This is a genomic window from Methylocystis sp. sgz306128 (genome assembly GCF_056032725.1).
Map to the genome: position 1 here is coordinate 44,773 of NZ_JBVYWO010000014.1, position 11,939 is coordinate 56,711.

Annotated in this window: 9 protein-coding genes and 2 pseudogenes; 6 read left to right on the top strand and 5 right to left on the bottom strand. The window is 56.2% G+C overall.

The window, feature by feature from the left end; genetic code table 11:
- Genes AC0N03_RS15455 through AC0N03_RS15475 form a run of 5 tightly spaced genes read left to right on the top strand, consistent with a single transcriptional unit; the run spans position 1 to position 5,517 of the window.
- Entirely contained in the window at positions 1-1,437 is a 1,437-nt protein-coding gene (locus AC0N03_RS15455) for an NAD-dependent succinate-semialdehyde dehydrogenase (RefSeq protein ID WP_474289805.1), read from the top strand.
- An 11-nt stretch (positions 1,438-1,448) separates the two neighbouring features.
- Positions 1,449-2,267 (top strand): HpcH/HpaI aldolase family protein, encoded by an 819-nt coding sequence (locus tag AC0N03_RS15460; protein WP_474289806.1) that lies wholly within the window; start codon positions 1,449-1,451, stop codon positions 2,265-2,267.
- Positions 2,268-3,260, top strand: coding sequence for a hydroxyacid dehydrogenase (locus AC0N03_RS15465; RefSeq protein WP_474289807.1), 993 nt, complete (start codon positions 2,268-2,270; stop codon positions 3,258-3,260).
- Between the two features lie 20 nt (positions 3,261-3,280).
- A complete protein-coding gene (locus tag AC0N03_RS15470; protein ID WP_474289808.1) occupies positions 3,281-4,333 on the top strand; it encodes a sugar phosphate isomerase/epimerase family protein in 1,053 nt (350 codons plus the stop codon).
- An 11-nt stretch (positions 4,334-4,344) separates the two neighbouring features.
- A complete protein-coding gene (locus AC0N03_RS15475) occupies positions 4,345-5,517 on the top strand; it encodes a Gfo/Idh/MocA family protein (protein ID WP_474289809.1) in 1,173 nt (390 codons plus the stop codon).
- A gap of 369 nt (positions 5,518-5,886) precedes the next feature.
- On the opposite strand, the pseudogene AC0N03_RS15480 reads toward AC0N03_RS15475, so the two are convergent.
- Positions 5,887-6,003, bottom strand: a pseudogene (locus tag AC0N03_RS15480) (integrase core domain-containing protein); the annotation flags it as partial.
- An 87-nt stretch (positions 6,004-6,090) separates the two neighbouring features.
- Entirely contained in the window at positions 6,091-6,225 is a 135-nt protein-coding gene (locus tag AC0N03_RS15485; RefSeq protein WP_474289815.1) for a hypothetical protein, read from the bottom strand.
- On the opposite strand from AC0N03_RS15485, the pseudogene AC0N03_RS15490 reads away from it, so the two are divergent.
- Positions 6,166-6,993, top strand: a pseudogene (locus AC0N03_RS15490) (IS3 family transposase); the annotation flags it as partial. The gene AC0N03_RS15485 and the pseudogene AC0N03_RS15490 overlap by 60 nt on opposite strands.
- 39 nt (positions 6,994-7,032) lie before the next feature.
- Here AC0N03_RS15490 and AC0N03_RS15495 read toward each other — a convergent pair.
- From AC0N03_RS15495 to AC0N03_RS15505, 3 genes are all read right to left on the bottom strand, one after another.
- On the bottom strand, positions 7,033-9,444 hold the full coding sequence (locus AC0N03_RS15495; protein ID WP_474289810.1) for an FAD-dependent oxidoreductase: 2,412 nt from the start codon (positions 9,442-9,444) through the stop codon (positions 7,033-7,035).
- A gap of 11 nt (positions 9,445-9,455) precedes the next feature.
- Entirely contained in the window at positions 9,456-11,003 is a 1,548-nt protein-coding gene (locus tag AC0N03_RS15500; protein WP_474289811.1) for a trimethylamine methyltransferase family protein, read from the bottom strand.
- 62 nt (positions 11,004-11,065) lie between these two features.
- Positions 11,066-11,776: a LysR substrate-binding domain-containing protein gene (locus tag AC0N03_RS15505; protein WP_474289812.1), complete on the bottom strand. Its 711-nt coding sequence runs from the start codon at positions 11,774-11,776 to the stop codon at positions 11,066-11,068.
- Positions 11,777-11,939 lie beyond the last annotated feature (163 nt).

Below are 11,939 nucleotides of genomic sequence, written 5' to 3' on the forward strand. Positions count from 1 at the left end.
ATGTACGATAAATTTGGTCTCTTTTTTGATGGTGCCTGGCATCGCAATGGCAACTCCGGCACGATCGAGGTTGTTGATCCGGCCACCGGGGAGGTGCTTGGACACATTCCGGCAGCAGGTGTTGTTGAGGTCGAGGAAGCTATAGCCTCCGCGGAAAGCGGATTGAAAATCTGGCGCGAAACCGCGGCTTGGACCCGGGCGGACATGCTTCATGCGGTTGCAGACAGAATGCAGGCGCGCACCGAAGAGGCGGCCCGGCGCATTACACTGGAGGCTGGCAAGCCGTTGGCGCAGTCGCGTCGCGAGTGGGCGCTTTCAGTTGATCAGTTTCGCTGGCACGCCGAAGAGGCGCGGCGGATTTATGGCCGCATCGTTGAAAGTCGGGTCCCGGGCGGCCGTCTGGAAGTGCAGCACGAACCGGTTGGCATCGTGGCGGCGTTTACCGCCTGGAATTTCCCCGCTGTGCTGATTGCGCGCAAGGTTGCGCCAGCTTTGGCGGCTGGCTGCTCGGTTGTCGTCCGCCCCTCATCGGAAGTGCCGGGCGTGGCCATGATCATGATTGACTGTCTGAGGGAAGCGGGCCTCCCAAAAGGTGTTGTGAATCTTGTGGTCGGGCCGACATCGACAACCTACAACACTCTGGTGGCTTCGCCCAAGGTGCGCAAGATCACGCTCACGGGTTCAACGTCGGTCGGCCAGCAGATGATCCGCGACGCAGCTGCAACCTTGAAGCGCGTCAGCATGGAACTGGGCGGCAATGCGCCGATGATCGTGTTCGAGGATGCCGATGTCGAAAAAGTGCTCGATGTGACGGTTCCGACCAAATTTGCCAATGCAGGTCAGGTTTGTGTGACCCCGGACAGGTTCTTCGTGCATGAGAGTCTGCATGAGCGCTTTGTCCGGGGATTTGCTCAACGCGCCAAGGCGCTGAAGCTCGGACACGGCCTTGAAGACTCGACGCAGATGGGCCCGCTGATCAACCAGCGGCGGGTCAACGCCATAGAGACGATTATTGCCGATGCCGAGAAGCGCGGCGGCAAAATCGAGGCTGGCGGAAAAAGACCAGCGGGAATGAACAAGGGTTTCTTTTTTGAACCGACTGTCATTTCGCATCTGCCGGATGATGCACTGGCCATCGCTGAAGAGAATTTCGGCCCCATTGCCGCTATTACCTCTTTCTCCGAAAAGCAGGATGTTTTTGCGCGCGCAAACGCTGGTGATTTCGGGTTATCGGCTTATGTCTTTACGCACAATCCGGCGCTGATCCGCGAGGCGGTATCCAATCTGCAGTCAGGCATGGTCGGCGTGAATTCCTATGCGCTGGCCGCGGCGGAAGCGCCCTTCGGGGGCATCCGTTCATCCGGCATGGGCCGCGAGGGCGGCACCGAGGCGATTCACGACTATCTGAACGTCAAGCTTTCGCAAATTGTTCTCTGAAAGGCGCGATCATGAAATCGAATGGCATACGCGCGCTCTGGGCCGCACAGAAGCCTGTCCTGAACGGCTGGCTCTCAATCGCCTGTCCCTTCACCGCAGAAATCATGGCCGAACAGGGCTATGACTCAATCACGATCGACTTGCAGCACGGCTTGATCGGCTATGAAGTCGCAACCGGCATGTTGCAGGCCATGCGCGCCAGTGGCGTGACGCCGATGGTGCGGGTGCCTTGGCTCAATCCTGCCGATATCATGAAAGCACTTGATGCAGGCGCTTATGGCATCATCTGCCCGATGATCAACTCTGCCGCCGAAGCGGCGCAGTTTGTTTCTTATATGCGATATCCGCCGCACGGCGTGCGCTCCTTTGGGCCGACCCGGGCAAATTTCTCGGCGGGTTCAGACTATGGGCAACACGCTGACAGGGAAGTGCTGTGCTTTGCGATGATCGAGACGGCCGAGGCCGTGGCAGACATCGACGCTATCGTCTCAACCCCCGGTCTTGATGGTATCTACATCGGACCTGCCGATCTCACCCTTGGCCTGACGGGGCGTAAATATCCTACCGGTTTCGATCGGGAGGAGCCGGAAATGGTTAACGCCATCAAACATATTCTCAACCGGGCCCACAAGGCCGGAATTAAGGCCTGCCTGCACAACGGTACGCCGGCCTATGCCGCGAAAGCCATCGGTTGGGGCTTTGATCTCGTGACCATTTCAAATGATGTGCGGCTGCTTGCCGGCGCCGCTCAGGCCAGTGTCGCGGCGACGCGCAAGTTACTTGATCAGGCGCCGGGTTCGGCCGGAACCGCAAGCGGGGGAGGCTATTGAATGCCGCATATTCTTGTCGCCGGAAAAATCCATGAAGCCGGCCTGAACCTGTTGCGAGGCCGGCCGGACGTAACTTTCGATCTGGTCAATGAGGTCTCGCTTGACTCCTACTTGCCCCATTTGCCCAAGGCGGATGCCGTGCTCATCCGTACGCAGCCGATGCCGGCACAGGCCATTCAGACGGCTGCGAAGCTGAAAATCGTATCCCGGCATGGTGTTGGATTCGATGCGGTGGATGTTGGCGCACTGAATGAGCGTGGCATCCCTTTAACCATCGTGGGCGACGTCAACTCACGCTCGGTGGCCGAGCATACTTTGATGTTCATGGTGACTCTGGCCAAGCGCACATTGCCTTACGATTTGGCAACGCGCGGAGGCAACTGGAACTACCGCAATGGCTTTTCTGCCACGGAACTGGCGGGAAAAACTCTATTCCTGATTGGTTTCGGGCGGATCGGACGGCATGTGGCGAAACTCGCGGCTGCATTTGAAATGCATGTCATTGCCTACGACCCTTATGTCAGCGCTGACAACATAAGTACTGCCGGTGCTTCACCGGTCGCTCGGATCGAAGATGCTTTGCCAATGGCGGATTTTGTTTCGATACATATTCCCAAAGCTGACAAGGGCGCGCTGCTGGGGCAACGTGAACTTGGCATGATGAAGCCCTCCGGCTTTGTTATCAACACGGCCAGAGGCGGGATTGTTGACGAGGCTGCGCTGCTGAATGCTCTGAGTGAAGGGCGGTTGGCGGGTGCGGGACTCGACGTTTTCGCGAGTGAACCGCCTCGCTCCGACGACCCGTTGCTGAGCAGTCCCCACGTCGTTCTGAGTCCGCATTCGGCCGGGCTCACCGAGGAATGCGCGGCGCGCATGGCCATATCTGCCGCCCAGAATATTCTCGACTTTTTCGACGCCAAGCTGGATCCGGCACTTGTCGTCAACAGGAACGATCTTTCACCTGCCGCCAGCAATATGCTGCTGCGCGCCTGATGTTATCTGCGGAGATTATAATGCGAACGATTAAAGGACCGGCGGTATTTCTGGCTCAGTTTGCGGGCGATGATCCGCCGTTTAACAGCCTCGACGGCCTGGCCGGGTGGGCAGCGGACAAGGGCTTCAAGGCTGTGCAGATCCCGACCTGGGATACGCGCGTGATAAATCTGAAAATGGCGGCGGAAAGTCAGGCCTATTGCGACGATTTCATGGGCACTCTCTCCAAGCATGGTCTTCAACTGGCCGAACTCGCCAGCCATTTGCAGGGTCAGCTTGTGGCCTTGCACCCGGCGTTCGATGTGCCGGCTGATTCATTTGCCGCTGCGCATGTGCGTGGCAATCCTGCAGCGCGTCAGGCATGGGCCGTCGAGCAGTTGCAATTTGCCGCCAAGGCGTCAAAGCGTTTTGGTCTTGATCGCCATGTCACGTTCAGCGGCTCTTTGCTCTGGCCTTATCTCTACCCTTATCCGCAATGGCCGGAAGGTCTGATCGAGGATGGCTTCAACGAATTGGCCAAGCGCTGGCTTCCGTTGCTCAATGCGTTCGATGCTGCCGGAGTCGACCTCTGCTATGAGGTTCATCCGACCGAGGATTTGCATGACGGGCTGACCTTCGAGATGTTTCTTGAAAAGGTCGGCAATCATTCCCGCTGCAATATCATGTATGATCCCAGCCATCTGATTTTGCAGTCGATCGACTACCTCGCCTATATCGACCATTACCACGAGCGCATCAAAACCTTCCATGTGAAGGACGCTGAGTTCAGGCCAAATGGCAAGACGGGGGCCTATGGCGGGTTCCAGCCCTGGCTGAACCGGGCAGGGCGGTTCCGTTCGCCGGGAGACGGACAAGTGGATTTCGGCGCAATCTTCTCGAAGCTGGCTGGCTACAACTACGATGGCTGGGCCGTTCTTGAATGGGAGTGCTGCCTGAAGAATTCCGAGGACGGTGCTGCCGAAGGCGCGAAATTCATTAAAGATCATATCATCCGTGTTGCGGATCGGGCCTTCGACGATTTCGTCAAGGCAGATGCCGATCGCAGCGCCAACCGTTCCATGCTTGGTATTTAAGGACTTGTTACATGACACAGAAAACTCCTCCCCGCCGCCTGCGGCTTGGCATGGTCGGCGGCGGCTTTGGCGCCTATATCGGCGGCATTCATCGCCTTGCCGCCAGACTTGACAATCACTTTGAGCTTGTGGCCGGAGCCTTCGATGTCAATGCCGAGCGCGGCCACACGTTCGCGGCCGAGAATTATGTTGCGGCCGATCGTTCCTATGCCGATTACAAGGCCATGGTTGCTGGCGAACTGGCCAGAGCCGACAAGATCGATGTCGTTGCCATTTGCACGCCCAATCACACGCATTATCCGATTGCCAAGGCCTTTCTTGAGGCCGGCTTTGACGTGATCTGCGAAAAGCCGATGACGACGACACTTGATGACGCCGTCAAATTGCATGAGCTGGCGCAATCGACGGGGCGGTTCGTTGGCGTCACCTACACCTATTGCGGCTATCCGATGATTCATGCGGCGCGCAAAATGGTCGAAGACGGCACTTTGGGTAAAATCCGCGTGGTGCAGGTTGAATATCCGCTGGAGTGGATGGCGACATCTATAGAATCCGAAGGCAATCAGCAGGCCGCGTGGCGCACCGACCCCAAATTATCGGGGCGCGGCGGCAGCATCGGCGATATCGGCACGCATGCCTATCATCTGGCCGGATTCGTCACCGGGCTGAAAGCAGAATCGCTTTGTGCTGACCTCACGACTTTTGTGCCGGGCCGGAGTCTTGACGACAATGCGCATGTGATGATCCGCTATCAGGGTGGCGCACGCGGACTCCTATGGTCGTCGCAGGTCGCGATTGGCTGCTCGAACGGTCTGCGCCTGCGCATATTCGGTGAGAAGGGCAGCCTTGTCTGGCATCAGGAAGCGCCGAATGAATTGACCTTCTCGCCTTTGTTTGGCAAGCCTGAAACCATCAAGCGTGGGCGTGACGATCTTGGTGCCGGTGCCGCTGCGCGGACGCGGACACCGCCCGGACATCCGGAAGGCTATATCGAGGCTTTCGCCAATCTCTATTCGGGATTTGCCGAAGCCATTCGCGCCCGGGCGGATGGTCGGCCGGTTTCGCCAGCCGGGCAAAACGTGCCCACATCCTATGACGGTTTGAAGGGCGTGGCGTTTGTAGATGCCGTGGTTGACAGTCACGAGATCGAACCGTTCAGTTGGACTCGTCCCGCATTCGTCTAAGTGAATGACGATAGGTAACAATTGGTCTTAGATCGAATTCATACAAACAAGCATCCACCGTTCAATTCGACCGGCGGATGCTTTTTTGATTCCCGTCTGTTGAGCTCCTATCCCTATAACCCGGAACTTCCGTCGGTCCGGTCCGAGATTGTTGATGAGCCTGTAGCGTATTTGGCTGTAAACATCATGTAGTCACGGTGACTTTGCCCCCGGAGCTTAATCCGATTTGAAATTCGTTCTGGCGCAACGTGAAGTGCCCCCCCCCCCGATTTTGGACCAGCCGGAGCTGGAATTTTCCGGGGTTTTGGCTCAGGACTGCGGGGGTGCCGATGAGCCTTTGATGAGCTAAATCGGCACCTTGTTGCCGATTTAGCTGTGCGGTCGAACCTCGTTATAGTCCCTAAACCAATCCTCCACTTATCGTCGGGCATCGTCAAGGCTCAAGAACCCATGAGCGTTCAGGCACTCGTTCCGGAACTTCCCGTTGATGGGAAAGACGGCCCCGAGCCTTTGCAGCTGGTGGTAATCAATCCGCTGTTTGAATAGCCCCTAGATTTGTGGACACCTTCTTACCTAAAATTTAGGCAAGGAGGCCATAAGGGCAACGCCAAATTCAGTGACGATTTCAAGCGTGACGCGGTGCGTCAGATCACCGAGCGAGGTTATCCGGTCGCGGAAGTCTCGCAGCGTCTGGGCGGCAGCCAGCATTCTCTGTACGAATGACGCAAGAAGTTCTCGAAGCCATCACCCAATTCCAGTGAGGGTGGCCAGTCGGTCGAGATCCGCCAGTTGAAGCGTGACTTGCACGAGTGACGGAGGAGTAGGATATCCTAAAAAAGTGACCGCGTATTTCGCCAAGGATGCAAAGTGAGGTAGGCGTTCATTACCGAGCATCGCCCGGTCTTTTCGATCCGCGCCATGTGCCGATGCCTCTCAGTTCAGCCGAGTGGGTTTTACGCCTGGCTGAAGTCTCCTTTCAGCGGAAGGGCGCGAGAGGATCAGCGGCAGATTTATCTCATCAACGACGCCTGGGAAGCCAGCGGCGAGGTCTATGGCTGTCGCAAGCGCCATGATTGTCGCATGGATATGGGTGAGCCTTGCTGCCCGAACCGGGTGGCCAGCCTGGCGCAGATCGCCGGTGTTCGCGCCGTGATCGGCTACAAGAAGCGCCCCGGCAAATTGAGCGGCAAGCCTTAACTGGTCGTCGATAACACGCTTGATCGCCAGTTCGACGTCGAGGCACCAGACAAGGCATGGGTGACGGACATTACATATATCGGCACCCATAAGGGTTTTGCCTACCTCGCGATCATACTCGATCTCTTCTGGCGTCGCATCGTCGAATGGTCCATGCAAGGCCGCCAGACGACCAATGTGGTCCTGCAAGCCCTTCTGGCCGCCGTGTGGCGCAGAAAGCCGAAGAACCGCGCACTGCTGCATTCGGATCATGGCTCGCAGTTCACCAGCATGGTATGGGTCTAATTTATTGGGGGCACGTCAACTCTATATAATCTCTCATGCCTTTTGTAATGAGTTCGATGGGTCCCAGCCCGGTTCATCAAGCAGCGTGAACGACCGACGATCGCCAAGAACGACCACTTCTAGATTGTTCTCGGCTTCAGGGCTGACATAGGCGAAAGCTAAGCTTTTTCCGACAACGTGGCCAAACGCGCCCGAAGTGCAGACGCCGACGACGCGGTCACCTTGCATCACTGCCTCCCCTCCATAAATATCGCAATCGGTAGCGGCGACCTCACCATAAACTAGTCTTGTCTTGACCCCTTCAGTCCGCACGGCCTCAGTTGCCGCGCGGCCGCGGAACTTCCCTTTGTCGTGGGCAAAAAATCTGGTGCAATCAGCCTCTATCAAGGTGATCTCATTAGTTAGTTCGGAACCATAACCGCGATAGGCTTTCTCCATGCGTAGCGAATTTATTGCATGAGCGCCGAAATCGACAATTCCGTAAGGTTGACCTGCCGCCCAAACTGCTTCGTATAGGCGTGTGATATCTGAATTAAGTGCATGCAGTTCCCAACCTAGCTCGCCAACATAAGTGACTCTCAGGGCGCGGACATGGATTCCCGCAAGGGTGATTTCCTGTGCCGAGAGCCAACGGAAGGCTGCGCTGGACATATCGGTGCCTGTTAATCCAGCAAGAACATCTCGTGACTTCGGGCCCGCAACGACAAGCATTCCGAATGTGTCTGTGACATTTGTTATTGTCACATCTGGACCAGCGGTAAGAGCCAAGTCGTCCTGCGTTTGTTCTTCAGCGCCAGCGCCAGTCAAAACGTAGAAATGCTCAGGGCCCAAGCGTGTGATTGTCCATTCGCCAAGTATTCGACCATTGTCGGATAGCGCGTGTGTCAACGTAATGCCGTCAGGCTTTTTCGGCAATCGATTGGCAGTCAAGCGGTCTAATAGCGCCTCAGCTCCTGGGCCCGTAACATCGAACTTGGCGAAACTGGACAGGTCCATGATTCCAACCCGCTCGCGTACTGCACGACATTCGGCGGCGATCAGATCAAAGGTGTTAGAGCGACGAAATTGCAGCTTTTCGACAAAGCCCTTGGGCGCAAAATATTTCGGCCGCTCCCAGCCGTGCACTTCAGTCATCACGGCACCTTTGGCTTTCAACACCTCGTATAGCGGAGTGATGCGACGAGGGCGGCCGGCTTGAACCTCACGCCCCGGTAGGGGCGTTTCAAACATGTTCTCGTAGTCGTCGAAGCTCTTGGCGCGCGTGTAAGACGGATCAGCGTAGGCGCCGAAGCGACGGGGATCGAGGCTTGCCATGTTAATCTCTGCGTCACCATGGACCATCCATTGCGCCAAAAATTTGCCGCAACCGGCCCCTTGAGCAATCCCGATCGAGGATCCACAGCACTGCCAGGCATTTGGTACCCCCGGCATCGGCCCAACCAGTGGATTGCCATCGGGCGTGTGCGGAATGGCGCCATTGATGATACGCTTTATGCCTGCCTTCGCAAAAATAGGCATACGCTCCAACGCCTTTTCCAGCCAAGGTATTATGCGGTCAAGATCACCCTCGAATAACTCGCTCTGGCTTGACCATTCCGGCCATCCACCACGCTTTGACCAAGCTTCTTTTGCGCCAGTGTGTTCATAGATTCCAATTAGTCCCGCTTTCTGCTCTTGCCGGTAATAGCCGGCCGTCGCGGGATCGCGCATTACCGGCAATTCAATTGTGCTGTCCTTGAACTCAGGCAAGGGCTCAGTCACTAGATATTGATGTTCCATATTTGTAATGGGTGTATCAACGCCTAGCCATTTACCGACTTCACGCGCATAGCACCCCGCGGCATTAACAACATGTTCGCATATGACCGGGCCCTGTTCGGTGTCCACGCGAAATTCGCCCGATGATAGCCGTGTGATGCCAGTCACGCGGAGGTGCCGTTGAATGGTTGCACCCATCTGCCGCGCTCCTGCGGCCATTGAGTTGCAGGCGCTAGAGGGGTCTACATGGCCGTCAAGCGTGGTATGGGCTCCAGCCAGGATGCCATCAGTTTGCAGCCATGGATTCAGTTCGCGTATGCGGTCAGGTCCGATGATTTCCATCGCAAAGCCCACATTGGCAGCAAAGCCCTGAACGTGACGAAACCAGTCTACTTCCTCCGATGTTGTAGCCAAACGGATGCCGCCGCAACCGTGCCAACCGGTTGGCTGGCCCGTCAACGCTTCCAGTCGAGGATAGAGCGTATTTCCGAAGTGGTGAATCTTGGCCATATTGTAATTGCCGATAAAGGAAGGGCATTGTCCGGCCGCGTGCCAAGTTGACCCGCTGGTTAGTTCGCCCTTTTCAATCAACAGCACATCTGTCCAGCCCGCTTCGGCGAGATGATAGGCCAGACCCACCCCCATCATGCCGCCACCGACAATAACCACCTTCGCGTGTTTTTGCATGACCGATCTCCCTACCAGACACCGTTACCGGCCTGCATCCTTTCGCGCGGAAGAATGATGTTATAATTTTCTCGGATTGCCGAATCTATCTTATTGCTGATATGGCGTGGGTAATGATTGGCCAAAATTTTGCGCACTCGGTCACGCGCCACTGCGCGGGTGTCCCGCGCACCTGCATCCTGCCATTCGCCTATACTGCGGCGGTCAGCGATTTCGGGATAGACATAGTCGGTCTTCATCCGGGCAAAGGTCTGAGCATGGCCCAAGTAATGGCCGACACCCATGACCGTGTCGCGGATCACATCAAAATTCAGCGTATCGGACGAGACTTCGATTCCTTTTACTGTACGCAGAATCGCGCCTAGAAGGTCGTTGTCGATTACATAGCCTTCAAATGTTGTTCCCATAAGTGAGCCCTGCATGCCTGCGCATTCATGGATCATTGTGGCTCCTGCTTGTGCAGCAAGTGAAACGGTATAGCCCTTCTCTCCGCCGCTTTGTGCATCCGGCAGCTTGCTGTCAGTCATACCTGCGGGTACCGAGTTTGGCAGATCGTAGAAATTCGCCATTTGTGCGCAGGCGGCCGACAAGAGTGCCTGTTCGCCGGACCCGCCGGACATCGCTCCGGTTCGAAGGTCCGAAACAAATGGCCAGGCCGCGAAAATTCCACGACACCCTGGATCAATGATGTGACAGAGAATTAAACCCGCCAAAACTTCGGCGCAGGCTTGCGCAACCGCCCCGGCCAACGCGGCTGGTGCCGTTGCCCCGGCCTGACCTGCAGATACCAGAAGGATAGGCATACCAGCCAGGACAGCCGCCTCAAGCGCGTCGCAGCTTTCGGTGGCAAAACGCATTGGCGGTACCACATGGCAGCATACAGCTGTACAGAAAGGCCGTTCGCGGTGTCGACCCTCTCCTCCCGCAACTGCATCCAGCATCGGCTGCACTGCGCGGACAGAAGCGCTGTCAGTATAGCTGACTGCAATCGATTTTGACGTCCCTGACAGACACGCATAGGTCGTGTTCAAGTCGAGATCGAGAATTGTTTTTGCATCCCGTGCTACAATTGATCGGTGATACCAGTGGATATTATCCAGCCGGTCAACCAAACGGGCAATGTCGTAAAGGTCGGCAACCGTGCTTTCTCGATATTGACCATTCTCGAAATCCATAATTGTGGGCGCGGCCCCGCCTGTGCCGGTGTGAACTCTCTTACCGCCGATCTCGATATCGTGAATCGGATCAATGCCGTGCAGGATAAATTTGCGGCGGGAGTGGGCAATCACATCTTCAACAAGGGCGCGGGGAAATCGCAACCGGCCGTCTCCATCAACACGACAACCGGCTGCGATGGCTCGCGCCTCGAGGCTTGCAGTCAGTTGCGACAGGCCGAGCTCTTCGAGAAGTTGCAAAACAAGTTCGTGGATTTGCAGGATATCGGTGTCGGTCAGTGGTTTGTAGCGGCCTCCGACCATGCCCGCGGGAACAGGCGATGGCGACTGTGCATTATCTACGCGGTTTCGACGACCGGGGCGGCGCGATGAAAGTTCAGACATAGCGGATCCTTAAAGCTGGCTGCAGTGCCAGCAGGCACGGAATCCTTGTGTCGTTCAAACGATCATTTCGAATGGCTCACATTCTTTGACGTAATACGAAGTTCAACCTGATCTATGGCCTCGCCTTTGATCCAGTCCAGAAAAGCAAGAATCTGCGGGTCGGGTACGGCATCGCTGGATGTGCACAGGTAATATCCATCTGGCGTTTCCACCGCTCGATCCACGGGACAGACGAGGCGCCCTTCAGCCAGCAGCGGGTCGGTGATATAGCTCCAGCCTAGCGCGACACCATGGCCAGCTTCAGCAGCCTGCAGCACCATCGGATAAGAGTTAAACCGCAAACCGCGCCTCACGGGCTGTCCGTTCACTCCTTGCCTCAATAGCCAAGTTCGCCAATCTACCCCACCAAAAGATGGTTTTCCGTATTCGAGATGAAGCAGCGTTTGATCAAGCAGATCTTCAGGTCGACGCAGCGCTGTGTGGTCACCTAAATAGGCTGAACTGCAGACCGGATAGACCCTTTCACCAAATAGAAGTCGAGCCTCAATCCCTTCCCATCGACCAGATCCGAACATTATGGCTATGTCTGCTTCACCGGTTCCCGGTAATACAGGCTGATCTGTTGCGAGAACACGAAGATCAACGTCTGGTTGTAGCTTTCCAAAACGTTGGAGGCGCGGCATCAACCAGAACCACGCAAAGGCGACTGACGCGCTGACGGTGATCTGCGGTGCTTTTTTTATTGCACCAAGTGCCGCAAGGCAGGCGCTCATGTCGTCTAATCCCCGCGTAACAGACTCGAATAGGCGCTGACCCTCCGTGGTCAGATTGAATAGCCCCTAGAATTGTAGACACCTTGTCCCTTAAAAATGAGGCAAGGAGATCGTCATGGGTAATGCCAATTTCACAGAAGAATTCAAACAGGACGCGGTTAAA